The 26891-nt window shown below is 41.8% G+C and carries 27 protein-coding genes; 7 read left to right on the top strand and 20 right to left on the bottom strand.

Features of this window, described 5'->3' with window-relative positions; all coding sequences use genetic code 11:
• Position 1: 1 nt before the first annotated feature.
• The 10 genes from pilV (ACNQO6_RS10280) to ispH all read right to left on the bottom strand — a co-directional run bounded on the left by pilV (ACNQO6_RS10280) (position 2) and on the right by ispH (position 9969).
• A complete protein-coding gene (gene pilV, locus ACNQO6_RS10280) occupies positions 2–487 on the bottom strand; it encodes a type IV pilus modification protein PilV (RefSeq protein ID WP_396514407.1) in 486 nt (161 codons plus the stop codon).
• Complete coding sequence (locus ACNQO6_RS10275; RefSeq protein WP_440208896.1) at positions 484–987, bottom strand: GspH/FimT family pseudopilin; 504 nt, start codon at positions 985–987, stop codon at positions 484–486. Before ACNQO6_RS10275 ends, pilV (ACNQO6_RS10280) begins: the two co-directional genes overlap by 4 nt.
• 315 nt (positions 988–1302) lie before the next feature.
• On the bottom strand, positions 1303–1767 hold the full coding sequence (locus ACNQO6_RS10270; protein WP_440208895.1) for a type IV pilin protein: 465 nt from the start codon (positions 1765–1767) through the stop codon (positions 1303–1305).
• Positions 1761–2255: a type IV pilin protein gene (locus ACNQO6_RS10265; RefSeq protein WP_440208894.1), complete on the bottom strand. Its 495-nt coding sequence runs from the start codon at positions 2253–2255 to the stop codon at positions 1761–1763. Before ACNQO6_RS10265 ends, ACNQO6_RS10270 begins: the two co-directional genes overlap by 7 nt.
• Before the next feature lie 9 nt (positions 2256–2264).
• A complete protein-coding gene (locus tag ACNQO6_RS10260) occupies positions 2265–6026 on the bottom strand; it encodes a pilus assembly protein (protein WP_440208893.1) in 3762 nt (1253 codons plus the stop codon).
• A 17-nt stretch (positions 6027–6043) separates the two neighbouring features.
• Positions 6044–6832, bottom strand: a complete 789-nt coding sequence (locus ACNQO6_RS10255) for a pilus assembly PilX family protein (protein WP_440208892.1) — start codon at positions 6830–6832, stop codon at positions 6044–6046.
• A complete protein-coding gene (locus ACNQO6_RS10250) occupies positions 6829–7890 on the bottom strand; it encodes a PilW family protein (protein ID WP_440208891.1) in 1062 nt (353 codons plus the stop codon). Before ACNQO6_RS10250 ends, ACNQO6_RS10255 begins: the two co-directional genes overlap by 4 nt.
• Position 7891: 1 nt before the next feature.
• Positions 7892–8395 (bottom strand): type IV pilus modification protein PilV, encoded by a 504-nt coding sequence (gene pilV, locus ACNQO6_RS10245; RefSeq protein ID WP_440208890.1) that lies wholly within the window; start codon positions 8393–8395, stop codon positions 7892–7894.
• Positions 8395–8877 (bottom strand): pilus assembly FimT family protein, encoded by a 483-nt coding sequence (locus tag ACNQO6_RS10240; RefSeq protein ID WP_436869491.1) that lies wholly within the window; start codon positions 8875–8877, stop codon positions 8395–8397. The genes pilV (ACNQO6_RS10245) and ACNQO6_RS10240 overlap by 1 nt, the downstream gene beginning before the upstream one ends.
• A 141-nt stretch (positions 8878–9018) precedes the next feature.
• Positions 9019–9969: a 4-hydroxy-3-methylbut-2-enyl diphosphate reductase gene (gene ispH, locus ACNQO6_RS10235; RefSeq protein WP_009506613.1), complete on the bottom strand. Its 951-nt coding sequence runs from the start codon at positions 9967–9969 to the stop codon at positions 9019–9021.
• Between the two features lie 103 nt (positions 9970–10072).
• Here ispH and gmk point away from each other — a divergent pair, with 103 nt between their 5' ends.
• From gmk to bfr, 6 genes are all read left to right on the top strand, one after another.
• Positions 10073–10696, top strand: coding sequence for a guanylate kinase (gene gmk, locus ACNQO6_RS10230; protein ID WP_004776023.1), 624 nt, complete (start codon positions 10073–10075; stop codon positions 10694–10696).
• Positions 10697–10765: 69 nt separating this feature from the next.
• On the top strand, positions 10766–11044 hold the full coding sequence (gene rpoZ, locus ACNQO6_RS10225; protein ID WP_004657467.1) for a DNA-directed RNA polymerase subunit omega: 279 nt from the start codon (positions 10766–10768) through the stop codon (positions 11042–11044).
• Positions 11045–11251: 207 nt separating this feature from the next.
• A complete protein-coding gene (locus tag ACNQO6_RS10220; protein WP_343581193.1) occupies positions 11252–13366 on the top strand; it encodes a RelA/SpoT family protein in 2115 nt (704 codons plus the stop codon).
• 167 nt (positions 13367–13533) lie between these two features.
• Positions 13534–13914, top strand: coding sequence for a RidA family protein (locus ACNQO6_RS10215; protein WP_005227623.1), 381 nt, complete (start codon positions 13534–13536; stop codon positions 13912–13914).
• A gap of 181 nt (positions 13915–14095) precedes the next feature.
• Positions 14096–14290, top strand: coding sequence for a bacterioferritin-associated ferredoxin (locus ACNQO6_RS10210; RefSeq protein ID WP_004776027.1), 195 nt, complete (start codon positions 14096–14098; stop codon positions 14288–14290).
• Positions 14291–14557: 267 nt separating this feature from the next.
• On the top strand, positions 14558–15022 hold the full coding sequence (bfr, locus tag ACNQO6_RS10205) for a heteropolymeric bacterioferritin subunit Bfr (protein ID WP_005227625.1): 465 nt from the start codon (positions 14558–14560) through the stop codon (positions 15020–15022).
• Between the two features lie 60 nt (positions 15023–15082).
• Here the strand turns inward: bfr and ACNQO6_RS10200 are convergent, their stop codons facing one another.
• Both ACNQO6_RS10200 and tfpZ read right to left on the bottom strand, forming a co-directional pair.
• Complete coding sequence (locus ACNQO6_RS10200; RefSeq protein ID WP_440208889.1) at positions 15083–16735, bottom strand: Wzy polymerase domain-containing protein; 1653 nt, start codon at positions 16733–16735, stop codon at positions 15083–15085.
• An 81-nt stretch (positions 16736–16816) separates the two neighbouring features.
• Entirely contained in the window at positions 16817–17551 is a 735-nt protein-coding gene (tfpZ, locus tag ACNQO6_RS10195) for a TfpX/TfpZ family type IV pilin accessory protein (RefSeq protein ID WP_440208888.1), read from the bottom strand.
• Positions 17552–17780: 229 nt separating this feature from the next.
• Here tfpZ and ACNQO6_RS10190 point away from each other — a divergent pair, with 229 nt between their 5' ends.
• The gene (locus ACNQO6_RS10190) at positions 17781–18194 is read left to right on the top strand and encodes a pilin (RefSeq protein ID WP_440208887.1); all 414 of its coding nucleotides are present in this window, start codon (positions 17781–17783) and stop codon (positions 18192–18194) included.
• Here the strand turns inward: ACNQO6_RS10190 and ACNQO6_RS10185 are convergent.
• The 8 genes from ACNQO6_RS10185 to ACNQO6_RS10150 all read right to left on the bottom strand — a co-directional run bounded on the left by ACNQO6_RS10185 (position 18191) and on the right by ACNQO6_RS10150 (position 26868).
• On the bottom strand, positions 18191–19390 hold the full coding sequence (locus tag ACNQO6_RS10185; protein WP_440208886.1) for a serine hydrolase domain-containing protein: 1200 nt from the start codon (positions 19388–19390) through the stop codon (positions 18191–18193). The genes ACNQO6_RS10190 and ACNQO6_RS10185 overlap by 4 nt on opposite strands.
• A gap of 92 nt (positions 19391–19482) precedes the next feature.
• Positions 19483–19965, bottom strand: coding sequence for a pilin (locus ACNQO6_RS10180; protein WP_440208967.1), 483 nt, complete (start codon positions 19963–19965; stop codon positions 19483–19485).
• 436 nt (positions 19966–20401) lie between these two features.
• Complete coding sequence (locus tag ACNQO6_RS10175; protein ID WP_262754814.1) at positions 20402–20962, bottom strand: TPM domain-containing protein; 561 nt, start codon at positions 20960–20962, stop codon at positions 20402–20404.
• A complete protein-coding gene (locus ACNQO6_RS10170; protein ID WP_440208885.1) occupies positions 20956–22023 on the bottom strand; it encodes a TPM domain-containing protein in 1068 nt (355 codons plus the stop codon). The genes ACNQO6_RS10175 and ACNQO6_RS10170 overlap by 7 nt, the downstream gene beginning before the upstream one ends.
• Before the next feature lie 37 nt (positions 22024–22060).
• Positions 22061–22651 carry a LemA family protein gene (locus ACNQO6_RS10165; RefSeq protein ID WP_005227639.1) on the bottom strand — a complete coding sequence of 197 codons (591 nt, stop codon included), beginning with the start codon at positions 22649–22651 and terminating at the stop codon, positions 22061–22063.
• Positions 22652–22829: 178 nt separating this feature from the next.
• Positions 22830–23720 carry a metal-dependent hydrolase gene (locus ACNQO6_RS10160; protein ID WP_440208884.1) on the bottom strand — a complete coding sequence of 297 codons (891 nt, stop codon included), beginning with the start codon at positions 23718–23720 and terminating at the stop codon, positions 22830–22832.
• Positions 23721–23834: 114 nt separating this feature from the next.
• Positions 23835–25244: an MFS transporter gene (locus ACNQO6_RS10155; RefSeq protein WP_440208883.1), complete on the bottom strand. Its 1410-nt coding sequence runs from the start codon at positions 25242–25244 to the stop codon at positions 23835–23837.
• A gap of 202 nt (positions 25245–25446) precedes the next feature.
• The gene (locus tag ACNQO6_RS10150) at positions 25447–26868 is read right to left on the bottom strand and encodes an FAD-dependent oxidoreductase (protein ID WP_004776047.1); all 1422 of its coding nucleotides are present in this window, start codon (positions 26866–26868) and stop codon (positions 25447–25449) included.
• Between the last annotated feature and the right edge of the window lie 23 nt (positions 26869–26891).

The raw sequence follows: 26891 nt of genomic DNA, 5'->3' as shown, positions 1-26891 counted from the left end.
TTTAATACGCCTCCAGAAACAGGCAGTGTGATCCTGAAACATACGCCCCATCTTTAATACATGAGGCAATTCCATCATTTCCTGCCAGATTGGTTTCATCCCAGGCGACATAAATACATTGTCGGTTATTACCAGTTGGGCATTGATCTACAGCAAGATTCATCCCACTGTCTTTGGCTTGTAGGGCTGCATTCTGTAAATCCTGTATCGCAATTTTTTCAGGTTTATCCGCTACATTTGATACTGACGTTTTTGGGACTTCTACCGCTGCAACCTTGTATTTTCCAGCCCGGGTTGCCTGTGGATTGGCACGCATTTTCTCTGCCAGATCACGTGCAATGGTTAAGGCAATCACCTGTTTATTGGCCTCCAGACTGGAATCCACCGCCCGTAATTGCAAGGCCGCAAAACCCAATACGCTGATCGCCAATAAGACCAGCGCGACCAAGACTTCGACCAGCCCCACACCCTGTTGTTTTATATTCATGGGCAGGCTCCTTCCGTGATAATGGTATCCCCGATTACCCCCACCCGAACACAATAAGAAAGACCTTGGCGCACCAACATAAAGTCTTTTTGTGCAGCAATACTGCCATTCGATCTAAAACTGAGACTTGTTGCAGAGGTATTGGTTTGAGACACGCCATTTTCTAAACGGGCAATAAAAATGCGTTGTGTTTCAGTTTTAGGAATCGCAATTGCAGTTGCACAGTCTTCGAGTGATAAAGATGCCAGACATAGGCCTGTAGTCTGGCGAAGTAAAACGGCTTGGCTTCTTGCTTCTGACACCTTCATGGTCAGTTCACGTACGGAGGACTCTAACTTTTGGCGGTTATACATGGCAGCAAATGAGGGAGCCGCCATTAAAGCAATGATTGCCAAAACAGCGATAGTGATGATCAGTTCAATCATCGTAAATCCCGAGCAAGGTTTAACCTGTGCACCAGATAAAGTGCGATGCTCCACGTCGTAATGGGCTTGTTGCATACAGTCCTCCATATGCACAAATCTTTTTGTTGTAACAGCGCTCTCAAGTATTTTAAGTAAGTAAAATCAATTCATTATATAAATGAGAGAAGCACTATTTTTCGTGATTGTTTTCATGTTTAGTTATCAATTTCAACCTAAAATACACGAAAAGCTACCATTAGGGGATAAAAGGTATGGAACAGCAGATAAGTGATAATTTGATCACATTTACTTGTTATTATTGTTAATAATGTTAAATGAATTAAAAAAATATTCATAAAAAAAGCAAACCCCAATGGTTTGCTTTTTTATCTGGCTATTACAGTTATGAGATTACCGACCATCCCAGTTGCTGGTTGCTGATGGAACACATGCCGTACCGCCATTCTTATCAGAACCTTTCGTCCAGCAGCGCTGCCCGCGATGGTTTAAAACCAGATGTCCATCCCCTGTCTGTGCGCCAGTTGGAGTAGCAATCAATGTCCATGTGCCTGCAGTAACATTGGATAATGCCAAAGTATATAACGCTGCACCGCCCGAAGTTGGCAGTGTGCCCGGGTGTCCGACATCGGTAATTCCTATTGGTGTGGTACCATCGGATTTTAAAAAAGTAAAATTTGCTATTCTGTAGCGTTGTAAACGTCCGGCAAGCTCGATCATGTCTGCCTGCGCATCAACACGCTTGGTTCTCCGAACATATTCTTGATATGAAGGGTAAGCAATCCCAGCTAAAATCCCAATAATCGCCACAACTATCATTAACTCAATTAGTGTAAAACCCCGGTTTTGCTTTACCATGTTGATTCGACTCCAGATCCTGAACAGTCCAAGGCAATCGTGGTATCCTGTCTTTTACAGCGTAGACCATTACTGTTCAGAACAAAACTCCAGTTTTTTGCATCAGCAGCTTGTGCTCGAATAATCCAACTTTGCCCATTAACGCCACTCGCGTAGAGCGTTTTTGTCGGATCATCACCATCTTGCACAGTAATTGTATATTTGATTGCTGTGCCTGTCGCGCCAGCAGGTAACACCACTTGATTCGTCGCCGGAGAAGCATTGGGTATGGTCGAAAAGTTAATATAATTAAAATTACGGCTTTTGTGCTTTTCCAGCTCTGTTGCTAAGCGCTGTATTTCTTGCTGCGCTTGAGAAGCCTGAGCACGGCGGGCATAGACCTGATAACTTGGTATCGCTATTGCCGCCAAAATAGCGACAATAACCACCACAATCATCAGTTCAACTAAAGTAAAACCCCTCGGTGGCGTGAATCTATTCTTTAACATGACTCATTCCTATCTTGAACGTTCATACCAACGCTGAGGGATCAGACACATTTTACTACTGCCTGCCGAGATAACGCCATTATTCGTCATCGCTCCACGGTTACCGGTTGAAACACAGTAATTTTTATTGTTTTTTCCATCTCCTGGCCCAGGCCCGCCGTTTCCGCCCCCACCACTGCATTCTTGTTTGGTCGGATCACAATCAGCAGTATCATCCACAACCGCAGTATATTGAATGCCTGCGCCTAATGAACAGCCATCACCTGTACTACAAGCAATACCTGAACCTGATGCCACAGTCTTGTCACATTGACCATATGGCATACAAAACTGATTTAAGAAACTTTCACCTTTGACACCAGCGCCACAGTCTCCCGATAAACCAGGTTTACTTCCATCAAACGTCGAGACAAACAGACGATTATTTATAGCAATAGGCGTGGCAAAAACTTTAGCACTTTGTAGTTTGTTGGATTGAAAACGATAAAACCATCCTTTCTTCGCATAAGGTGCAACCAATGTTGTATTGTCATTTCGATTGCTTGCTTTAACTTCGCCTAAATTGCCATTGTCTAAATCTGCAACCGTAACTGTCGTCGTTGCATAGCTATAACCAGAATTATATAAATTACGGGCAGCAACATCTTTATCATAAACATTATAAACAGCATCATAATCATAACCGGTAGTGCCAACCGTATAATCCTTCAATGGTGTACTTCTGTTTCCGCTACCAATTGAAACGACTGCAAAAGTCGTTCCTGCATAATCATAAATTGAAAAAGCTGGCATTTCATAGAAGCGAGGACTTGTACTTGTAGTTCCAGAAGCTTTATGTAAATTCAACAATAAACGCGGTGCTTTTGCAAAACTTGCAACTGAACTGGCTTTATTATCTAAATCGATACGGAATAATTGTCCACCTAAATCACCAAAATAGAGGTGATCAGCTAAACCGTCACCATCACGATCTTCGGTGCGAATTTCACTGACTACACTATATTTCAGATCATCTGATTTTAAACCAATTACCCCAGTTGTTGTATTGGTGGCATTGGCACTCGCCCACCACAACGGCGTACCATCATCAGCATCAAACATATAGACACCACCACCAATCTGATTGGTTTGATTATATGTATCACTTTCATAACCGCCATTATTGGCATTACCATCGGCGCCACCCGCATCGTATCCTCCGCCTACAAACATTACACGTTTACGCTTGCCAGCCCAATTTACCCAGGCAATAGTCGGTTTTGACCAGCTCTGCCCCATTTTTGCCAGTTCAGAATATGCCTTACCTGTTGGATTAGTATTGTTATAGACTTTTCCTTCTGCAGGAGAAATCTGGAACTTCAATTTAGGATCATTTATATTTTGCAGATCTAAAGCATAGTAACTTCGACCGCCCATACGTAAGCCACCATACACAATTTGTTTACCTTTCTGGTTGATTCCTTTACCAGAACCGACAGTTAGGTTACCCGAACCATCTATCACATACTCGGTATAGGCAGTCCAGGGCCCATCAATCCCATAATAAAGATTTGCCATGCCGCCGGTTGTCGTATCATATTTTTGGAAAGCTTGTTTTTGTTTCTCAATCATTTCATTTGGGACAAAAGAGAACTTTTCTTCACCTGTTTTAGCATCTACGACATGCAATAAACCCTGTGTCGTACCAAATAGCACATAATCTTCACGATTTTCTGAGCCTATAACACCCTTGGTATAAGTTACCTTGCCTTTATTGGTTACCAACAGTGGCGATGAATGCATGACTGCACCAATCTGGCGTAACTCAGGTGCTGAGCTAAGTGAAGTGGTTGTAATTGTATCTGGCTTGGCTGCGTCGACACCGTAGCCTAAAAGCAACATCAGATAACCACGATTTGCATCATTTCGATAAGTTGTGTCAGTTAAATCAGCACTCGTCACACGTCTTAAACTTGAACCTGTAACAAATGTTGCAGAAGTGCCAGTTCCACTTGCAATACGGTTGGTTAATAATTTACGGCTTTCTGTCGCCTCCCCTGCAGCAATTTTTAATTTTAGTTGAGACCAGGCTCCTCCTCTAAGCGCAAACTTGGTACTTCCTGGCGTATTTTCATCCGCATCTTTAATTGCTTGTTCATTACTTACAGCCTTAGACCACAAGTCATAGTTATCAACGATTCGTCCTGTAGTATCCGTAATTTTATTACCGCTTTTATCTTTTAAAACGCCACTAATAACATTGTATTTTTTCAGGTTTCCAGCCCAAAGTTGATAAGGTTTATCCGGTGTCGGCTGGAATTGAGGGAAATAAGCCTGCTTTTGTAGTACAGCTGGATTCAGACTATCTTTAGGAATAGTCGGTGAACCTGTCGTTACTGCTGGAATATCTGTACCCATTTCTCCTAAAAAAGCATTTACACTGTCGACAATATCTTGTGATTCGTTACCAGCATACCATCCCCCTTCAGCCTTAACTCCCCAACGTGCGGCTTCTTTTTGATTAGGAGAAGCGGTTGATTGATCAATATTTGTCAAATTTTGTTGCTGAGTTAATTGCTTACTATAAGAGGGAATTTTATTAAAACTCCCTCCAAAGCCAACAACTGCTGTCTTAAACTTAAGGGCCTTTGGGTTTTTTGTCGCATCTAAAATTGCCAAAGATAATTTACTCGTACAGTCCCATGCCGCACTGTTATCGCCGCCACTGTCATTACAAGTAAAATCTGAACCGTATGAACCCAATGCGCTTTGCATTAAGGATTGAGTTGGATCATTATAATTAGGATCACCATCCGTTAAGACATAGACACCTTGGCCACTACACTTTTTTATGTCATCTGTTTGAGTTAACGAAGTCGGGGATTCATATAATGTTTTAGCATTATTTTTTGTAGTTATATCAGAGTAATTAAAACCACTAGCACTATTTGGATCGACCCCTATATAATAAAAACCACTATATCCATTCATTGTTCCACTATTTTGTTTAATATAGCCATTGGGTACTGTTCCATTAGTCCATCCACTCCATGTTCCATTACAACTACCATTCGCAGCCCATGAATTACAGACTTTATAATAATTAGTACCATTACTCACCATCCCAAAATAAACTTGTAAGTCAGTCCTTGCAGTTGTTGTTCCCATTAAATACGAAACAACTTCTGCATAAGATCTGGCTGTTGGAGTCACGGTATTTGCAGAAAAGCCAATAATTGCATCAATTAAGATTTGTCTTTGTGTTTTACCGCTATAAACAGCATCAAGTCTTCTTGCAGGTACGACAACCGCTCCTCTGATCAGTGTTTTAGGTTCACCTAAAGTTGACAATCCTATTACCTTATCGTCAGACAATTTTTGGATTTTTTTGGTACTATTTCCATATAATAAATCTATCATTCCATCTTTCAAACGAGTAATCCGATCATAATACTTCGTACCATCACTACCTAAACACCATTGTCTTCTGTAACTAGGTCCACCTGATATTGGAGCTTCCGTTGTATAATTACGCCCTCTATCTGACACTCCTGCTGGTAGATCACAACCATATCCATTATTATTACTATAATATCGACTCATACTTCCCGAAATATCCAACATAAACATTAAGGTAATTTCACCTGATTTTGCTTCCTGATAGATATCAATATCGCTGGCTTGAGTAACACTGGTGCTCACCACTCCTGTAAACAACCCTGCAATACTCATGGCGAGTAATTTTTGACGATAAAATGTGGTTTTACGATTCTGTTTCATATTTTTATTCATCTCGTTTTACTCCCCGTTTAAGAGAAATTCTGAGTTATGTTGTATTCACTTACTTGCGTTGTGAAAGGCACATTTAAACTGGTTAGACATTCCGTAACGTTTTTCAAAGGATTATCTTTTACCGCCACAGCATTCTCATCAATTACAGGCGCCGTCGTCCCATCTGGAATAGTGAGCTCACTCATATGTTCCTGTAAGCATGTATTAATCTCTGAACGGTCAACATTGGTTAAACTGGGCATAAGCGAAACAGCAAAAACTTTGACTAGTTTTGCATCCTCAATTTGTCCTGTTTTGTGATCCACGCCTTTTGGACGACCATAAAAAGGAATATTCTGAGTTACTGTTGAAAACTTTACTGCAACCTGAGTCATGACTGTTTTACGGCCACTGGTAAACCAGTTCCCACTCGTATTGGCCGCATCACAATAGCCATCTGACCCCAAACTGTTATTGGTAGGCTTCTTCGCTCCATCTTCCCAAATCATCAAACTGGCACGATTCAAATCAAAGAAACTCGTTTGATCGCCACGAAAACAAAATACAAGCTCTTTATTCTTATCATTTGCACCGCTGATATAACCAAACATCCCATTGGCACCCAAACTTTGAATCAGCTGATCCGCTTCTTCTATATTAAAAAAAGTTGCATCTGAGTTCTGCATGACCAACTGCGAGACTTGGCTATTGGTTGCAATATTCAGTCCTACCATACTTTGCCGGATCGCAAGTGTTCCGATCACAGTAATGGCCAATAAAAAGATCAACACAACAATTAAGGTTGCGCCAGTTTGATGCTGCCTCATTGTCCTCGCTCCCCAATAACGTTACGTAAAGCAATCGTTTGCGCTACGACCTGTCTTATATACTTAGGACTACCTGCTTTCGTTTTTTTAACTGTGACCTCTTGGTCCAACACCCTAAAAATCTGGTCATCATTAATACTATTTTCTTTATTAACCGCTTGAGCCGAGCGCGCTAATATACCGATTTGTACCGCCACAATACGAGGACGTGGAGAAGAAGGCAAAGCCATATAATCTTTAAAGGTAATATAGCGACGGCTAGCTCCTGGTGCAGTTACACTATCATCTTGTATGTTGAGTAAAACCCTAAAATGATCAACGCGTTTCATAATGATTTCACCTGCATCCCCATATCCTGTGATCGCCATGGCAGGTAATGGATCTGTAGCATTTACTGGTTTTGCTGGCTCAACCGGATAGCGTCCAGCATCACAAGCTAATGCCAATGGCTGGTTAGGTTCATTTTCGTTTTTATTATTATCAGCTCTTAAAAAATAACGCTGAACGATAACCTGCTGTCCAAATTCTCCCCCTTTAGCAGGTTGGGTCACAGGGAAATTAAGTGCATTCCCTTCACAATCATATCCCCCACTCCAGATTGTCCCTGCAGAATTGAGCACATATTGCGGTACATACTGGATCACCAATTGATCACTTAAAATATCGCTGCCAGATAGTTGAACATTAGAAGGTGCTATAGCACTTCCAGACAGAAATTTAGCAGCCACATTACTGCCGGTAACTTGCCAGAAAATATTACTTAGTGGCGTACCTTGGGCATCCTTCTGAGCATTTGCTGATGAAGTTAGGATGATTCCGCCATAAGCAGTCTGGTCATTAATCACAGCTTTAAAATTGTTTAGATTTGCCAAACGGATATCTTGCGTTAAATAGTTCAAACCAAAGTTGGCATTATCCTGTATATCTGCCACCCCCTGCTGCATCGATAAACTTTTTTGTCCCGCTAAAAATAACAAGATTGCAGCAGCAGTGATAATCAAGCCCAATGTTAAAGAGAGCATTAATTCGATTAATGTGAAACCTGCTTGTTTTATCATTTTAATAGGTCTCCATAATCACACAGGTGGAAACCGGGTTATATGCATTGCCATTGGTACAGTCCCCGCTCCCTGTGCCATCAGTCGCACTTGAGTCCCCCCAAGCTACATAAATACATTGGCGATTATTGGTATCTTGACAGTTCATAATATTCATGGTCATACCTAAAGAAGCGGCTCTAGTAGCGACCTGCGCAATATCAAAATCGGCCAATTCTTTATCTGTACAAATGGATGTTCCTACACAGTTTTTAGTTGATGTTTTTTGCTTGTCCGGTGTTGAAAGCTCAGTTTTGTAAACACTGAATGAATTACGGTTTACCCGGATCCGCTCAGCTAAATCTCGGGCGAGCGTTATCGCCTGTACACGGGAAGTACTTTCAGCACTGGCTTCTAATGAACGATACTGCAATGTCACAAAACCTAACACGCCAATAGCAAGTACTAATAGAGCAACCAAGATTTCAACAAGACCAACACCACGTTGATGCTTTAAGCCTTTCATTAACATGCCCCATCTGTTGTTTGTTGAATGGTTCCCATACGTGAAATACTGACTGTTTTCGATTTATCGCCAGAACTTTTATTACAGATTTCAATACTGGTATCACTATTTACAGGAATACATTTTGCAGGTGTATTTCCATCTAAAGCACAGACCCCGCCCGTTAAATTAAAATAGACAGAAGTCGTAGAACCGGACTTTAAAACTGCTTTACCTACTGGCATCCAATTAAGTTGAGAATCCGTATTTGCCCTTGGTGCGTATGTAGAGTTTGATTTTAATAAAACTTCTACCTCTCTTCTTTCTTGTACGGCTTTTGCTCTTGCTTGATTTAACGTCAGGATTAGTTCTTGTGTACTTTTATTAAAGTTCTGGGCAAGCATGATATTGTTAAATGCTGGCACCGCCATCATCGCAATCACAGCCAGCACCGCAACTGTCACCATCAATTCAATTAAGGTGAATCCCCGAGTTTTCCCCATTTCCCCAGCACCCAATTTTTAAAAATTCACTACTCTATCTTAAATTTTATTTTTACAGAACCAATACAAAGCAGATAAGCACTAAAAAAAAACGGATGGAGTGTCATCCATCCGTTTCCAGTTCACATTTTTCTAATAAAATTAGGCTTGTATCACCTGTATACGCAACTCTTTTGGTAGACTAAAAGTGATATTTTCCTCACGTCCCTGTAGCTCTTTTGGAGGTGTTGCACCCCAATCTTGTAAACGCTGGATCACCTGTTTAATTAAAATTTCAGGTGCAGATGCACCCGCAGTCACACCAATTTTACTGTCGGCTTTGAACCAGTCTTTTTGCAACTGATCGGCATTATCGACCAGATAAGCAGATTTACCCATGCGCTCAGCCAGTTCGCGTAAACGGTTGGAATTGGATGAGTTTGGCGAACCCACCACTAATACTACATCACATTGCTCCGCCAGATCACGTACGGCATCCTGACGGTTCTGCGTGGCATAGCAAATATCGTCTTTACGCGGGCCTTGAATTTGTGGAAATTTCGCCCGTAAAGCATCAATTACTTTCGCCGTATCATCAATTGACAATGTAGTCTGGGTAACGAAAGCGACTTTATCAGGATGATTCACCATCAAGGCTTCAACATCTTCCTCGTCTTCAACCAGATAAATGGCGCCACCTTTGGTTTTATCATACTGGCCCATGGTGCCTTCAACTTCCGGATGGCCTTCATGTCCAATCAAAATGGCTTCAGTCCCTTCACGTGCATATTTAGTCACTTCGATATGCACTTTGGTGACTAAGGGACAGGTCGCGTCAAATACTTTTAAACCACGGCGCTCTGCTTCTTGCTGTACTGCTTTGGATACGCCATGGGCGCTAAAAATCACAATCGAATCATCAGGAACCTGATCCAGTTCATCCACAAAAACGGCGCCACGCTGACGCAGGTCATCGACCACAAATTTGTTATGTACCACTTCATGACGGACATAAATTGGCGGATTAAAACATTCCAGTGCCCGATTGACGATTGCTATAGCACGGTCAACACCAGCACAAAAGCCTCGTGGATTGGCCAACACGATTTCCATAACAACCTCTCTGATCAACTGAATTTTTACGCCAAACTATTTCGTTTAATGGCACGCTACACTACAATAGCCAAGATATTTTATCATATTCAGGAAAAATATCATGTCGGGTCTCTTGTTTGTCGTTTCTGCAGCCTCAGGAACGGGCAAAACATCTTTGGTCAAAGCCCTACTCGATCGAGTCAGCAACCTACACGTTTCTGTCTCACACACTACACGCGGTCAGCGTCCTGGTGAACTTGATGGTGTTCACTATCATTTTACCAGTAAAGAAAGTTTTTTAGCACAAGTCGATGAAGGTGGCTTCATCGAATATGCCGAAGTCTTTGGCAACTATTACGGTACTTCGCAAGCCAAAGTAAAAGAACAACTCCAGCAAGGTCATGATGTTTTACTTGAAATTGACTGGCAAGGTGCTGAACAGGTTCGTCGACTTTTTCCTGAATCAAAACAGATCTTTATTCTCCCGCCAACCCAGTATGACTTAAGACAACGCCTGTCGAACCGTGGTACAGATTCTGTCGACGTGATCGAGCATCGCTTGAGTTGTGCCGTGGAAGATATGCGTCATTTTGCCAGTTTTGACTATGTCATTATCAATGATGATTTCAACAAGGCAGTGCATGACCTAGAAGCGATTATTACCGCAAACCGTTTGGTAACCTTGCAACAAAGCAACCGCCACCAGCAATTAATCGAAAACTTGATTACCCTTAATCGCGAATAACTTGAGTCTTGTATAAAAGCCTTTTATACTACTCAGTCTTTCAAATGTAATGTTCAGACGAGACAACTTATGGCACGTGTAACCGTTGAAGATTGTTTAGACCATGTAGATAACCGCTTCGAGTTGGTACTGGTAGCGAGTAAACGTGCACGTCAATTGGCACGTCAAGGTATGGAACCAACTGTAGAGTGGGATAATGACAAACCGACAGTGGTTGCATTACGCGAGATTGCGGTAGGTCATGTCACTAAAGAAATTTTAAAACAACGCGACCAAGACTACCAAACATCAAATCTTGATATGGTATTGTCTACAAATTCATTAAACTTAGAAGGTTTCACTTTCTAAATCGAATTTGCTTTGCTGAAAAGCCCATTGTGAAGACACTGGGCTTTTTTGTTTGTTATAAAATTCGGCGTTATATTGGTAAAAACAATATACTTCATTGAAAAAATTTACGAGTTTTTATAATGAACAAATTGACAAGCTTTGCAATTTGCTTTTCATTAGAAGATAAGCTTATTCATTACTGAATTCATGTTAAAAAGGTGTTATATGCCAGGCGAAGAAGTCAGCCAAGCCAAGCAACAGCTCAAAGTCATCATTGAAGCCTATCTCAAGGATAGTGACGTTCAACGTGTGCTTGCTGCCTGCGATTTTGCTGATTTAGCCCATAGCGGTATTACCCGTAAAAGCGGTGAACCCTATGTATTACACCCAATTGCGGTCAGTTGTATTCTTGCACATATGCGTCTGGATGCAGATACACTCATGGCAGCCTTACTGCATGACGTGATTGAAGACACTGATTTTACCAAAGAAGAAATCGGACAGAAATATGGTCTGGTGGTAGCAGAACTGGTGGATGGCGTGACCAAACTCAGCCATTCCAGCGATAAAGAATATAACAAAGCCGCATCATTCCGAAAAATTCTGCAAGCAACGCTACAAGACCCACGTGTCATTATTATTAAACTGGCAGACCGCTATCATAATATGACCACCTTGGGCGCGCTCCGTCCCGATAAACGCGCGCGTATTGCGCAGGAAACTTTTGATATTTTTGTACCGATGGCACGTCTGGTCGGTATGAATGAAATGGCAGACAACCTTGAACATCTCTGCTATCAAAATCTTGATCTGGATATGTTCAATGATGTGCAAACCGCCTTATTGGAAACCAAGCCCAAACGTTGTGAATATCAGGCCATCTGGGAACAGAAACTGACGGATCTATTAAAAAATCATGACTTAAAAGGTCGCATTAAAAAGAAAAATAACAATATCGAATTACTGCGTCACTTTGTTAAAAATGAAATCGACCTGAATGAACTTAGCCATAGCCATGCCTTTGAAATCATTTTACAAAGCATTGCTGACTGTGACCGTCTGGTTGAAGCGCTCAAAGATAATTTTCAGGTTTTACAATATAGCGACCATATTCGCCGTCCTCTTCCGGGGGGCAACCAGTCCCTAATGATCAAGCTCAAGGGTGAGAAAACCACGCTTTCTCTAACCATTCAAACCGAGCTGATGCGTAAAGCTGCGCGTTTCGGGGTGGTGCTGGGTGAAAATGCACCTCAAGCCTGCCGTTCCGCGATTCAGGCGTCGATGCAGAATCTGAATACCTTGATCGATAGCGGTTGTGCCAAAACCACATTTAGCGACTTGCTGGACTATTTGCATCAGGAAAAAATCTGGGTCTATACCCCACACGGGCAATTGCACGAATTACCACAAGGTGCAACGGTGGTTGATTTTGCCTATTCAGCCAGCCTATTTTTAGGTAACCATGCGGTGGGTGCCAAAGTCGATGGCGAAATCCGTCCTTTATCGACACCCTTGCATAGCGGACAGGTGGTCGAGATCATTACCGATGTACTTGCCACCCCCAATCCGGACTGGCTCAGCTTTATCAACACCCAGAAAGCCCGTCGCGCCTTACAGAACATGCTGCGTGAACAAGATATTGATGAACAGCGTCTGGTCGGTCAGCAAGCCCTGAACCGGGCCTTAAAACTGTTCCAGCGTTCGATCAATGACCTGTCGCAAACCGACTGGATTAACGTACTTGAATGGCGTCACTTAAGTAGCAAAGATACCCTGTTTGAACAGATCGCAGTCGGTGATTTGCTACCACAACTGGTGGCCAATCATTTATTCTCGCAAGACTATTCACAGCATCAGGAAACGTCTGACCGCTTGATCGCGGGGACTGAAGGTGTCGATGTCAAATATGCGCATTGCTGCAATCCGGTTCTGGGCGATCCGATTCAGGGACACTTATCACGACGCGGTTTAATCGTGCATCGTTCTCGCTGTCGTAACTTATTGCATGAACAGCATCTGCATCCAGAAAATATTATGCCGCTCAACTGGCAATCTGAAGAAATTGATGATGTCCGCTTCAGTGCCTATCTATGCATTCATATGGAAATGAATGATGAACAAATCTCTGACCTGATCTATCAATGCCGTAAGGCCAAAACAGGGGTTGAGATGGTTCATTCTCAAGACCAGAAAACCTATGTCAACATCGTCGTCAGTAACCGTAACCAGATTGCCCAGATCATTCGTGACTTACGCATGCACTTCGGTTTCCCGCGTATTGAACGCCTGAATATGCCAATTGTGCAGCCTGAAGTCGCCAAAGTTGCAACCGCCAATTAAGTAGCAGTTACAAGCCAGCCGATAAAATTACCCGCATATAATCGTCGTCAAAAACTCAGGAATAGATTCAAACAAGAGCGACTAAACAGTATTCAGCCCTTTCGTGTCTGCACTTTTGTGTTAAAGTCGCATTGTTTAAGAGAAAACATAGGACTTAGGAGAGCTTAATGTCACGTCAAGTTATTCATACTGAACACGCCCCTGCTGCTATCGGAACATATTCTCAGGCAATTCTTGTTGGCAACACGCTCTATCTCTCAGGCCAGATTGGTTTAGATCCGTACAGTATGGAACTTGTAGAAGGCATTGAAGCGCAAATCCGCCGTGTATTCGACAATTTGAAAGCGGTATGTACTGCTGCTGGCGGTAGCTTGGCGGATATTGCTAAACTGAATATTTTCCTGACCGATCTTTCACACTTTCAATTGGTCAACCAAATCATGGGCGAATATTTTGCCCAACCCTATCCAGCGCGTGCCGCACTAGGTGTTGCGAGTCTACCAAAAGGTGCACTGGTCGAAATGGATGGCATTGTGATCATTGCATAAGATATTTTTAACTTATAGTTATCAATAAGATAAAAAACAATCAAAATACCGCCGATCAAGCGGTATTTTTTTATTCAAATTCCCAATAAACTTATTCTACCGCTTAGAATGAAATTTATTGACAAACGATAATAATTATCAATAATATCAATTATCGCATTTATATTTGTGGATCACTCCCATGTATGTCTGTTTATGTCGTGGAATTACAGATCAGGATATCAAAGACGCTGTTGCAAACGGTGCTGAAAGCTATCGTGAAATCCGTGACCTACTCGACCTAGGTACATGCTGTGGTCGCTGTGCACCTGAAGCACGCGCAATTATTAGTGATGAGCTTGCTGAAATTGCAGCCCGTATCTCCATTGCTGCCTGATTTAATTTAAAACGACACATTCATGTAAAGTATCTTTTACGACTCCGCCGCTTCTTGCAGAACCTCAAAGGTTCCTCATCCAGCGGTTTTTTTATGAAAATCACATCCCTATAATCATCTTCGGTTGTTTCAAATACTCCTCTTATGATTGTGATTTTCATTTGCCGTTCTATAAATTACTCGCCATAACATTATTTGTTGATTAATATAAGATAAATTGCCTTAGCTACTAGGGCATCAACACTTGGTGTTTTTGGAGTAAACGCAATGAAAGGCAATCGTGAAGTTATCAACCAACTGAATCAGGTGCTTTACCACCATTTAACCGCCATCAACCAGTATTTCTTACACTCGCGTATGTTTAATGACTGGGGGATTGAACAGTTAGGTTCAGCTGAATACAAAGAATCGATCCGTCAGATGAAACATGCTGATAAAGTCATTGAGCGTATTTTATTTCTGGAAGGCTTACCGAATTTACAACATTTAGGCAAACTCTATATCGGCCAACATACCGAAGAAGTGCTGAACTGTGACATTCGTAAAGTGAAAGAAAATATCGAAGCGATCAAGCAAGCGGTTGAGCTTGCCGAAGCCCAACAAGATTATGTCACCCGAGATCTGGTTCAGGAAATTCTAGAGAAAGAAGAAGAATATTGGGACTGGCTCGATACCCAACTTGATCTGGTTGAAAATGTGGGTATTGAAAATTATATTCAAAGCCAGATTTAAACCTACACCACATAAAAAACCAAAGCATTGCTTTGGTTTTTTTATTGCAAACAGTCTGGCTTAAGACTGTTTTACCTGTGTCTTATTATTTAATTCGATAATCTCTGCCAGACTCAGCTTTTGCTTATACAACTGCCTCAAAACCACCAACTGTTGCTCTGCTTCCTCCAACTTGTGATTGTAGGCCAGTAACTGCGCATACTTCTTCAGGTTGTACGGCGTAGCTTTATTCTTGACCATTTCTCCCAACAGGCTTAGCTCAGCCTCAGACATTTTGGTTTGCGGTTTTAAAGCAATCCAGTCAAGACGTTGCTGGAACTGGGTCAGTACTATAATTTTAGAACTGCCCAGAATTTCTGCTGTAGGTGCTTGGTTTTTAAAGACCAGACGGCTATTGTCCTGATAAAGCTTATAATCACGCCAGATCAGTAATACCACGATCAGTGCAAGCACTCCAATACAGCGAATGACATTGTTATTGACCGTTATGCCTTTTAGTTTTGGTGTTTGGCCCTGAATCAATCCTAGCAAGAAGCCCATAGGTAGCAGGAAATAAGCATATCGTTGTGGAAACTCCAGCATGGCATGAATCAGGATGGCACAGACCATCAAAATTGCAATGATCGAGGTCATATCCTTGGTATTTTTATTGAGCCAGAACAACCATAACGAGATATAGACAATAATCAACAGCCCGAGTGGCACACCATTCCAGACCAGCAGATCCAGCAGTACATTATGTGCGCTGTTAAACCAGACCTGTACGGTATTAAACTGAATACTCTCGAACACCGCAATACTGGTTTGACTCCAGCCATAACCAAACCATGGCTTCTCGGCAATGGCATGTAATATCTGCACCCACATACCCAGGCGCTCATGCCCCGACCCTGCACGTTGCGCAATCGATGCTGTCTGAGTCACACCGGTATCAATGCCCGAGCTTAAGAGTTGGCTCAGCACAGGGAGTAAGTAACCAGCAATAACTAAATACAATCCGACCCACAGTACTAGCCTCGGAAAATTAAATCGAGGTGAGTTTTTATATTGCTTATAAATCCAGTAAAAGAACAGGAATATACACACCACCCAGGAAGTTCTGGATTGAGTCAGCGTGATGGCAAAGAGCGTGACCAAGCTTGCTGGGATTAATAACCATAAGGTCAGTCTTCTTTTTTCATATAAATATAAGCTACCCATCAGGCCCATAATTAAAAAGGTGGCCAGATTATTCGGTTGCCCGAAATTGGCATAAGGTCGGCTGGTCTTGAGCTTTATGATTCCATCAATATAGGCTTCGAGATTTAACCATTGCACGATGGCCATAATCGCACTGATGAACGACATACTCAGCAACAAATAGCTCACACCTAGCATGACCCGTTCGCGTTGCTCTGCTTGCAGGCTTAAGTTATAGCCCGCAATAATCATTAACCAGAACACAAACAGGTAACCGAAGCTCAGGAATGCGGTACTAAAATCCGTAATTAGGTCAAAAGCCCACTGGCATAGTGGAATAAACGCAATGCCCAACATCAAAATTTGAGGACGTGGGATTTTTACATTTTTATTGAACAGCAGAGCCAGTAACGCCAAGCCACCACCAAAGCTTGCCAGTTCACTGGAAAAGGTCACCCAGGGATAGGTATGGACTGGAGATAGCCAGGCAAAACTAAACAAGATGCTGGCAAGTAAAAAGCATAAAAATTGCATAGGTCATACATGAAAAAAGGCCTAGCGAATTATATCGTTAAGCCTTGGGATAGAAATCGAATATTAGACAAAAACTACAATTTACTTCCACGGACGTAAGTCAACAATTTTAACTACTTCGCCTTTTTCTTTGTTAATGAGAACGGCCATGTCCATACTTGTCGAGCTTAAAGGTAACCATGCATCTGCTTGCGGATATTTTTTTATAATTTCTTCAACGTCATGCTTCTGATTAAACGCATTTAATGCTTCAAGAGGATGAGCATTTTTTTGTATTTGTTGCTTGTTCATTTCAATGGCTTGATAAAGCTCTGGACGCATCGCATTAGAAATTCCGGTTGTCACCGCTTGAAATAGATTCTTATTGCGCTCTTCAACCGTATTTCCCGCATTTACAGCAACAAATTGAGGTCTAAACCAAGACGGTGTCTGATATTGTGCCTGGGCTTTATCAAGATGTTCTTTATTAATATCGTTATTACGGATCAGTTCAAAACGCTCGCCATTCTGTACAATCCAGACAGGGCGCCCTTGTGTAATACTATATACACCATAAGTAAGCGCAGCTAATTGAATGACAATAATTATGGTCAAATCCATCTTGAGCGTTTTTTTACCTTCTTTATAAACCAACAAGCCTAGTACTGGACCAATGATCACATCAATCGCTAGCATCATTAAAAAGATATTGGTAACCCCTACTGCTTTTGCTAAGGGGCCCGGATACCATAGAAAGAAAACCACCCCAATAACAATTAAAGCAATAAAAAAAGAAATGGCTAAATGACTAATAAAAAAGTTGATGCGTTTTGACACAAATACTATCCATAAAATTGTGTGGTAATAAATTATATATGAATGGTTTACAATTACTCTATCTAAAACAACACCATAAAATATGATGTGATCTAACAAAAATTGTCATCTTTCTGCCATTTATTACCAATCCAAAACATAAAAAATAAAATAAACTATTGTTTCACAACAACTTTAAATATAGGCATGGTTTTTGCGTATATAAGCAATCAGGTAACGAGAATATATTATGCAAAAGGGATTTACCTTAATTGAGTTGATGATTGTAGTTGCAATCATTGGTGTTTTAACAGCAATAGCTATTCCTGTTTATCATCTTTATACTGTTAAAACACGAGTTCATACCGCCATGTATGAAATTTCTGCTGCAAAACCAGCTTATGAAATTATCGTTACTCAAAGTGCCCCAGCAACAATTACACCTGAAGATTTATCTATACAATCCGAAACTAGTCTATGCCATATTAATGTAGCTGTACCAGATTTTAATCTTCCTGAAACTAAAGTATTGAGTTGTATAATTAAAGAAAAAGCCTCACTACAATCCTCTGCTGAAATTTATCTTACACGCACTCCTTTAGGAAAATATAGCTGTAAAACGATAGGGATACCCAACTATCTAATTCCTAAAGAGTGCATCTAGCGCGAAGAATATGTTTGAACAAGATTTAGATAAACTTTCATCTTTGTCCGATCATACTCCATTTGTCCTTTTGCAGCCTGCCCACCAGATAAAAGAACTACAATCCCGCCATATTCATCCACAACAACTAAGGAAGTTGCACCTAATAAAACACCATCTCTAAAATAGACTTTTAAACTCTTTTTATTCTGCTGATAAGGCAACATGGCATAACTATAACAATCATGGAGTTTTGATAAATCACAATCACGACTAGGCATAGCTAGAATATTAGGTGCAGACTTTTGAATCATTTTTTGTACTTGATGCGCTAAAGCCACTGCACTTCCAGAAAGCCCAGCAGATGAAGCCAGCGCTGAATAATCAAAGGCAGTATAGATATCACTATAACCTGTCAATGATATATCATTATAATAATATTTAGCCTCATCCTTAAAACGCTTATTTTCTAGAAATTGAATCTGTTCCTTATGAATCTTTGCATGTGTTTTAATATAGTCTTGATAAGTTGTCTTATTTTGATACGCAATTATTTCACCAAGCAAACAATATCCCAAGTTTGAATACTGATACACTGTATTCGGATCCGCACTTAACTGCATTTGTGATAATTTTTCCAGATGATTTGGACAAAAGGGCTTGTTAGATTGAAACATCTCATCCCCTATTAAACCTGTACGACTAAACCCGCCTCGATGCAATAATAAGTCTTGTACTGTTATTTTAGTGATACGCGCATCTTTGGGTTTAGGAATAGCTGGTAGTAGCTGTAGAATAGGTGTTTCTAAATGAATTTTGTTTTCTTTAACTAAATCTAAAATTGCATCACTGACCCATAGCTTAGAAACACTGGCATAACGAAAACGAGTATTTTCATCTACTTTTTTTGAGAACAGTGGCCAACCCAAATAACCACTTTCACAATGATATAAATTTCCATTTGGATCCAAATAGGCAATCTGGTTATTCGGTGCCTGATGTGTCATTGTTGTTTCTAAAATCGTATCTTTCAACCAAGCTGGACTATTTTTAGAGCATTGTATCGCTTTTTTTTCAAAATATGCTTGTACTGGATACAATTTAACAATCAGCTTATTTCGTTCAATCGTATTGACATAAAAATAAATAAAGACCACAACCAAAATAAGTAAAAATATCACAAGAATATATTCAGAAACTTTCAACTCTCTAGACATAAAATATTCTCAAATTTTAGATATATAGATATTTATATTAAACAAATAAAAACACCTCTCATTTGAGAGGTGTTTTTTTATTAAAAATGTTCTTATGGATTAGAAGCAGCTGCAGCTGGACAACCCGCTGGTGCAAATTTCTCAGCAATTTCACCTGCGCTACAACTCCAAGAACCACCTTTATCATCAGACGCACGAGTCCATGTAATTGATTTATCTTTTAATGCACCCGCAGCTGAAACACCAAATTTACCCACAATAGTACCAGCACCAGTTTCCATATCGAAAGCCAATTTTGGCTGCGTTAATCCATCTATCGTTTCACCACCGGTAGGCATTTTACCATCAGATCCTGCCGCACCTAATAAACTAGATCCAGGAACGTTAAAGTTACATTCCTTACCATTTGTTAAACACAAATCGACTAAAGTACGAAGAGTACCTAATTCGCCTACTACACGTGTTACTTGTGACTTAGTCACATAGTTTTGATATTGTGGAATCGCGATTGCAGCCAAAATACCAATGATCGCTACAACGATCATCAATTCGATAAGAGTAAAACCCTTTTGCATTGATTTCATAACATTTCTCCAATGGATATTTTTTATAAGCTTTTTTCAGCTACTTAGTATTTAGCATGTTTTATGCCAGTCCTTAGCTTAGCCAATTTTACTCTAAAAAAACAGGGACTTAAAAAATTTTCATGTTGTATAAAAGCAGAGCAATTTAGACGTTTTAAGAAAAAAAATGACAAATAACGTCAGCTTTACTGCTTTATTATTCATTTTTTTAGATATCAAATTTGACTACTTTCGAATTGTATTTAAATTGAGCGACCTGAATCACACAAAATTTATTTCAATTATTTTTTATTATTTCTTGCCGTTTATCGGAAGCTGATAAGAAGGCTTGCGATTCAGAAATTTATCTATACAGAATGGTCTGCACAATAATTTATTTTTTCTAAAATAACAAGCCAGATTTTTGATGAAAAATTAAAAACCGAACTTAATTTAAAATGATCGGCTCATTTGGCAGTTCATTTTGATCATTCAAGTCTGATTTTACATAATACTGATCTAGAATCTGCCCAATTTCTGTCACCCCGTTGGTCACTGCTTGCAGATATTGCTTCTGGGCCAACAATAAAACAATGCTTTGACAAATGCCATTCCAGATTTCAGTCTGGGTTGCGTTCTTTAAACCACGATCAATTACGATTTCAACTTTACGTTCGCATAGGTTCAAATACAACAACACTCCGCTATTCAACTCAGTATCCCATACACCCAGTTCAGCAAACAATTGCTGCGCCCGTAAGCGAGTATTCTGCTGATAGGCTTGAGAACATGGGATATGCCCTTCGATCACCACCTGTATTTCACCCACATGGCCCTTTTCTGCCTGCTGTACCGCTTTGGCAATCTCGGTTCGGTCCTGCTTGCTAAAATAACGGTGCGCCGATGAGACATAGAGGAAATGTTTGAACCAGCGTTTTAAACTCGGTTGCACATGCTCTTCCAGTTTCGGCTGGGTAATAATCTGTGTTGTATCTGTCTTGGTTACCATGAGCCTGATGCTCCTCCCCCGCCAAAGCTACCACCGCCACCGCTGTAGCCACCGCCGCTGCCGCCAAAACCTCCACCACCACCGCCTCCGCGGCCGCCACCTGACAAGAACATCTGGAAAATCAGTTGCGCCAGTGAAGTAATCAATAAAAAGAACACACCGACACCGAGTAACAAGCTCATCACCAGACCTGCACCATTGACCAAGCCAGCCACTGTTGCTGCCACGGCGGCGGTTGAGGCACTTAAGCGCTTACCGATAATAAATGAACCGACCACACCCGCAATCAGGATAAATAAGGCCATCATGAGGGTATTGTCTTTGGCTTGCTGCGCATGTAAGGCCTGCTCATGTCGGTCTTTCAACTCTTGAGCCGCCTGCTGGGCAATTTCAGGGTCTAAATTCACAATACGGGTGATTTCATCCAGACCCGCTGAAATGCCCTGTGCATATTGGCCCTGTTTAAAATAAGGCGTAATCTGGTTGCGAATAATCCGGCTCAGCACCAGATCAGGCAGTACACCTTCCAGACCATAACCGGTCAGAATCTGGATATTACGGTCATTCACCGCAATCGCCATCAACAAACCGTTATCGCGTTTGGCTGAACCCAGTTGCCATTTTTCCCCAGCACGCAGGGCAAAATCAAAAATCGCTTCCTGCCCGGTGGTCGGCACGATAATTACACCAACTTGAGCCTTCCCTTGCTGATACAGATTCAGAATTTTCTGATTGAGCTGCTGCATTTCTGCATCACTCAGGATTTTGGCCTGATCAATAACGGGCTGGTTTAACGTGGGTAAGCCACGAATGGACTCACCCTCCGCCATATCATCGGCGACTTTAGGCAATACCGGTGTTTCAGCATTCGTATTGCTTGCAGGTGCGGTTTTATTGTTTTGCTGTTCCTGAATAATTTTGCCTGCAACCACCAGATCACTTTGATCCGTTGCGGTTGCAACCTCGGCCCAGACCGTATGTTGAAAACAAAATGTCGCAAACATCAGCAACAATGCAGCCCCAAGCTGCTGTTTTAATCTTTGCGGTAACATTGCAAACATACGGTCACTCCCCAGCATTCAAAAACAATTTCAAAACTTAGTTAAATGAAACTGTTGGCGCCTGTTGGGCAGACTGTTCCGCCTTGAAGTTTTCCTTGGTTTTCATACCAATCACTTTAGCGGTCAAGGCTTGAGGGAATTGACGCACATAGCCATTGTAGTCCTGAACCGTTGTAATATAACGGTTACGCGCAACCGCAATACGGTTTTCAGTGCCTTCTAACTGCGCCTGAAGATCACGGAACTGTTCATTGGCTTTCAGGTCAGGATAGTTTTCCGAAACGGCGATCAGACGTGACAATGCACCGGTCAATTGACTTTGTGCCTGTTGGTATTTCTCAAATAATGCAGGATCTTCCAGCACTTCTTTATCGACTTTCAAGCCCGCCACATTCGAACGTGCCTGAGTTACCTCAGTGAGCACCTGTTCTTCGTGTTTGGCATAGCCTTTTACCACATTGACCAGATTCGGCACCAGGTCAGCACGGCGTTGATACTGGTTCTGTACTTCAGACCAAGATGCGTTCACCGCCTCATCTTTCACTTGTAAAGTGTTATAGCCACACCCTGTGAACAGAAGCGTGCTTGCCAATACGGTTGCCAATGCGGTTTGTTTCATGACTTTCATAAAAATTTATCCTCAAGTTTTTCTTTATATTTTTGCGTTAGTTCATTGTAATGGGATTTTTTGCCTGCTGTGTAACATTTATTAAAGTTGATGAATGAGACTGTTTAAATAAAAAAGGCATTACTCAAGCCTGTTGATGTAATGCCGTGCTAAGCAAACTTTATTTTAAGAGGGAATTTTAACTATACAGCTGGGGTGTGGTGCCCTCCTGAAAACTGGCCATGTCATATTCATCGGCCATACGTGCTTTCCAGTAATTGACCAACTGCGTGTAATCATGTTTTGCCGGATGAAAATCCGCCTGATAATAGGACAAATATTCTGGAATCAGTTGGATTAACATTTTTGCCAGTAGATAGGTCCCGAACAGATTGCCCCCCAGTTTGGGCAGGCTTTTCCATTTGTCCTGCCAGATCAACCGTGACGTGGCGTAAAAAGTCAGGCTAGCAAAACCTGTGGTCACGCTACGCATCAATAGACGGCGGATACGGTCATCACCATAGACTTGCTGATAGACATCGAAAGCCACAGAACGATGCTCAATTTCCTCAATCGCATGCCATACCCATAGTTTCATGGCATCCTCATCCAGGGTGCTTAAAATTTCTGGATGTTTCAGGATATAGCCGCCCAGCATGGCAGTAAAATGTTCAAAGGCACAGGTCAAGGCCAGTTGTAATTTAGGATGAATATTGCGAAGTAGCTCATCGCGTTTCGCGAGCCATGCCTGAAAACGGTCTAGATTATAGTCATCACGTCGCCATGCATCATTAAATTCGGTATGGGCCTTGGAATGCATCGCTTCTTGCCCGATAAAAGCCGCAATTTGTGCCTGTAATTGTGGATCTTTTACTTTGTCGCGAACATTACGGACACTATTGACAAAATACTGCTCGCCAATCGGAAAAGTGGAAGACAGTGCGGTCAGCAGATGCGACATCACAGGTGAATTGGCAAAATAATGACGTTTGATTTTTTCTGGGTTAAATTGCAGACGACGTACAGTAATCCCCAATGCCTTGGGACGACTTAAATAGCTTTTTCCTACATTCGCATTTGCAAGTGCCATCGTGATTACCTTGTTCATTTTATAGTCCGTGTTCGAGTATTGCGCTGTAAAAAACTCTAGGACAGGGCAAAAAAGCTTAGAAGATTTGCCAAAACTACCAAAATGATGACTGGTCTATGACGATGAAACAGGCGCGACACATTCTTCTGGTTTAATTTTTCTCAAGCTCAGCATGCCTATAATAAACAGTCCCCCCATGATAACAACCACACTGTGAAAGGCCAATAACTGGGCTTGAGCCATAGAATAATGCAAGCTTGTCACCGCCCATTTGATCATAAACGCAGTCAGCGTACCCAATACTGCTATCCCAAAAGTTAGACCTAGTTGTCTGAGCATATTTAAAATTGCCGCAGCAAAACTGGCATCTGCCTGCGATACCGCATGCAAGCTCAAGGTACTGGAACTAGGTACAATCAAGCCAATACCGGCCCCCAGCATGCCGCTGAAACCAATAAACAATAGATAAGAAGCGTTACTCTGAAAACTGATCATTGCGATCAAGGCGATTCCCGAAATGAACAACCCCATTTTGAGTAAGGTCAATACGCCATAACTTTGCTGTAAGCGACCAAAGCCAATAGAAACCACGGCCTGCATCAGAAATTGCGGGGTGATTAACCAACCCGCCTGGGCAGCACTTAAATGCACCTGCTCCTGATAAAACAAGGCAAAGACAAATAAGGAACTATAGCCTGCAAATCCCAACAGAAAGGAGATCAGATTAAAACGTAAAAAAATACGGTTATGGAATAAATGACGTGGAATGAGCGGATGAGAAGCCGTGTTCTGATGTCGTATAAAAATCAGCGTAAACACCATCGAAAGCAGGAAACTGAAGACGATCAGATAGCCAATATGCGCTTGCTGTACCATGATGATGCTATAGGTTAAGCTGGCAATTGCAACTACACTATAAATCAGTCCCAAATAGTCAAACCTAATGCTTTGCTGCTGCTCATCGGCAACAATGCCTTTCCAGCCTAAAAACAATGCCAACAATCCAACCGGAAGATTTAACCAGAAAATACTTTGCCAGCCCAGATAATGCACCATGAGGCCACCCATCAAGGGCCCAACAATCAAGGCAAAGGCACTGAATGAACTCCAGTTGCCAATTTCCCGTGCCTTGCGATTAGCTTGGGTAAAATGATGCACAATGATCGCCAAAGTCAGGGGAATCAGCATCGCCCCTGCAATGCCCTGAATTACGCGTCCCACAATCAATACGTTAAAAGCAGGTGCTGCGGCACAAATCACTGAGCCGAAAATAAAAATCACAACACCAGCCAACCATAAGCATTTACGTCCTAGCCACTGGCTTAAAGCACCCACCGCGAGCATCAAGCTCGACATGCTCAAAGCATAACTATCAATCACCCATTGTAGATCGGCAAGATGACTATTGAACTGCGTCTGGATTGCAGTTAGAGCCAGATTGACACTACTCAAATCGACCAGACAGAGAAAGGTACTGGTATACAGTGCGGCAATTAAAAGCCTGTCATTAAGTTTTGATGTCATTATTTTATCTACTTTTTTAAAATGAGAATTATTATCATTTAAAGAATAGCAATTTATTGCGCTTTTATTCAAGTCTTTTCATTATTCTGCTTATTGCATAGATGCTGACTATCCATCGCTTTTATCCAACGCCTTTAATTCATATAAAAAAATGCCCAAGCATGAGGCTTGGGCATTTAAAACTAAAATACTGAAAAAGAGCTTACACGCCAAGATAATCCAGAATACCTTCCGCTGCTTGACGGCCCTCCCAGATCGCAGTCACAACCAGATCAGAACCACGTACCATATCGCCACCGGCAAAGATTTTTGGATTCGAAGTTTGGAACTTGAACTCTTGTTGTTCCGCTGCAACCACTCGGCCTGAACCATCTAGACTTACATTGGCGCCACCAAACCAGTCTGCAGGACTTGGGCGGAAACCGAAGGCAAGCAACACTGCATCTGCAGGCAAGATTTCTTCAGAACCAGGAACAGGCTCAGGGCTACGACGACCACGGCTATCAGGCTCGCCCATTTGCGTAGTCACGACTTTAACGCCAGTCACTTTACCGTTTTCACCGACAATCTCGATCGGTTGGCGGTTGAACAGGAATTTGACGCCCTCTTCATAGGCATTCTTCACTTCACGTGCAGAACCCGGCATGTTGCTTTCGTCACGACGGTAAGCACAGGTTACATCATGCGCGCCTTGGCGTAATGAGGTACGGTTACAGTCCATCGCAGTATCACCACCGCCCAATACGATGACTTTCTTGCCATCGACACTGATGTATTCGCTTGGATCTTTTTCCCAGCCTTGGCAACGGTTGACATTGGCAATCAGGAAGTCTAAGGCATCGTAAACACCATTCAGGTCTTCACCTGGGAAACCACCTTTCATATAGGTATAGGTTCCCATGCCCATGAACACTGCATCATATTCAGCAAGCAATTGTTCAATAGTGACATCGACACCAATCTCGGTATTTAAACGGAACTCAATGCCCATACCGGTAAAGATTTCGCGACGACGCTTCATCACATCTTTTTCCATTTTAAATTCTGGAATACCGAATGTGAGCAAACCGCCAATTTCAGGACGTTTATCAAACACCACTGGCTTTACGCCACCACGCGCCAGAATATCTGCACAACCTAAGCCAGCTGGGCCTGCACCAATAATCGCAACTTTTTTATTGGTCCACTTTACCCCAGACATGTCTGGACGCCAGCCCAAAGCGAAAGCGGTATCATTGATATATTTTTCAGCATTACCAATGGTCACTGCACCAAAACCATCGTTTAAAGTACAGGCACCTTCACACAAACGGTCTTGTGGACATACACGACCACAGACTTCTGGTAAGGTGTTGGTTTGATGACACAGTTCAGCGGCCTGAAAAATCTGGCCTTCTGCAATCAGTTTTAACCAGTTTGGAATGTAGTTATGTACCGGACATTTCCATTCACAATAGGGGTTACCACAACCTAAACAGCGATGGGTCTGATTTGCAGCCACTTCCGCAGTAAAAGGTTTATAAATTTCCACAAACTCTGCCTTGCGGACAGTAATATCTTTTTTCTCTGGATCTTGGCGTGCTACATCCAGAAATTGAAAGTCATTATTAAGGCGCTCTGCCATGTCTCTCTCCGTGGGTAGGCGCA

The sequence above is a fragment of the Acinetobacter calcoaceticus genome, assembly GCF_051947995.1.
Lineage (GTDB): Bacteria > Pseudomonadota > Gammaproteobacteria > Pseudomonadales > Moraxellaceae > Acinetobacter.
This window is presented reverse-complemented; position numbering and strand designations above follow the sequence as displayed.

Excerpts from the sequence above, each read along its gene's own strand:
- ACNQO6_RS10185 (WP_440208886.1), bottom strand. The coding sequence starts at position 19,390 with ATGTCTAGAGAGTTGAAAGTTTCTGAATATATTCTTGTGATATTTTTA.
- ACNQO6_RS10275 (WP_440208896.1), bottom strand. The coding sequence starts at position 987 with ATGCAACAAGCCCATTACGACGTGGAGCATCGCACTTTATCTGGTGCA.
- ACNQO6_RS10190 (WP_440208887.1), top strand. The coding sequence starts at position 17,781 with ATGCAAAAGGGATTTACCTTAATTGAGTTGATGATTGTAGTTGCAATC.
- ACNQO6_RS10150 (WP_004776047.1), bottom strand. The coding sequence starts at position 26,868 with ATGGCAGAGCGCCTTAATAATGACTTTCAATTTCTGGATGTAGCACGC.
- ACNQO6_RS10260 (WP_440208893.1), bottom strand. The coding sequence starts at position 6,026 with ATGAATAAAAATATGAAACAGAATCGTAAAACCACATTTTATCGTCAA.
- bfr (WP_005227625.1), top strand. The coding sequence starts at position 14,558 with ATGAAAGGCAATCGTGAAGTTATCAACCAACTGAATCAGGTGCTTTAC.
- ACNQO6_RS10155 (WP_440208883.1), bottom strand. The coding sequence starts at position 25,244 with ATGACATCAAAACTTAATGACAGGCTTTTAATTGCCGCACTGTATACC.
- rpoZ (WP_004657467.1), top strand. The coding sequence starts at position 10,766 with ATGGCACGTGTAACCGTTGAAGATTGTTTAGACCATGTAGATAACCGC.
- ACNQO6_RS10255 (WP_440208892.1), bottom strand. The coding sequence starts at position 6,832 with ATGAGGCAGCATCAAACTGGCGCAACCTTAATTGTTGTGTTGATCTTT.
- ACNQO6_RS10220 (WP_343581193.1), top strand. The coding sequence starts at position 11,252 with ATGCCAGGCGAAGAAGTCAGCCAAGCCAAGCAACAGCTCAAAGTCATC.
- ACNQO6_RS10165 (WP_005227639.1), bottom strand. The coding sequence starts at position 22,651 with ATGAAAGTCATGAAACAAACCGCATTGGCAACCGTATTGGCAAGCACG.
- pilV (WP_396514407.1), bottom strand. The coding sequence starts at position 487 with ATGAATATAAAACAACAGGGTGTGGGGCTGGTCGAAGTCTTGGTCGCG.
- ACNQO6_RS10250 (WP_440208891.1), bottom strand. The coding sequence starts at position 7,890 with ATGATAAAACAAGCAGGTTTCACATTAATCGAATTAATGCTCTCTTTA.
- ACNQO6_RS10240 (WP_436869491.1), bottom strand. The coding sequence starts at position 8,877 with ATGGGGAAAACTCGGGGATTCACCTTAATTGAATTGATGGTGACAGTT.
- ACNQO6_RS10175 (WP_262754814.1), bottom strand. The coding sequence starts at position 20,962 with ATGGTAACCAAGACAGATACAACACAGATTATTACCCAGCCGAAACTG.
- ACNQO6_RS10170 (WP_440208885.1), bottom strand. The coding sequence starts at position 22,023 with ATGTTTGCAATGTTACCGCAAAGATTAAAACAGCAGCTTGGGGCTGCA.
- ACNQO6_RS10215 (WP_005227623.1), top strand. The coding sequence starts at position 13,534 with ATGTCACGTCAAGTTATTCATACTGAACACGCCCCTGCTGCTATCGGA.
- ACNQO6_RS10265 (WP_440208894.1), bottom strand. The coding sequence starts at position 2,255 with ATGTTAAAGAATAGATTCACGCCACCGAGGGGTTTTACTTTAGTTGAA.
- ACNQO6_RS10160 (WP_440208884.1), bottom strand. The coding sequence starts at position 23,720 with ATGGCACTTGCAAATGCGAATGTAGGAAAAAGCTATTTAAGTCGTCCC.
- ACNQO6_RS10180 (WP_440208967.1), bottom strand. The coding sequence starts at position 19,965 with ATGCAAAAGGGTTTTACTCTTATCGAATTGATGATCGTTGTAGCGATC.
- ACNQO6_RS10270 (WP_440208895.1), bottom strand. The coding sequence starts at position 1,767 with ATGGTAAAGCAAAACCGGGGTTTTACACTAATTGAGTTAATGATAGTT.
- ispH (WP_009506613.1), bottom strand. The coding sequence starts at position 9,969 with ATGGAAATCGTGTTGGCCAATCCACGAGGCTTTTGTGCTGGTGTTGAC.
- ACNQO6_RS10210 (WP_004776027.1), top strand. The coding sequence starts at position 14,096 with ATGTATGTCTGTTTATGTCGTGGAATTACAGATCAGGATATCAAAGAC.
- ACNQO6_RS10200 (WP_440208889.1), bottom strand. The coding sequence starts at position 16,735 with ATGCAATTTTTATGCTTTTTACTTGCCAGCATCTTGTTTAGTTTTGCC.
- gmk (WP_004776023.1), top strand. The coding sequence starts at position 10,073 with ATGTCGGGTCTCTTGTTTGTCGTTTCTGCAGCCTCAGGAACGGGCAAA.
- pilV (WP_440208890.1), bottom strand. The coding sequence starts at position 8,395 with ATGAAAGGCTTAAAGCATCAACGTGGTGTTGGTCTTGTTGAAATCTTG.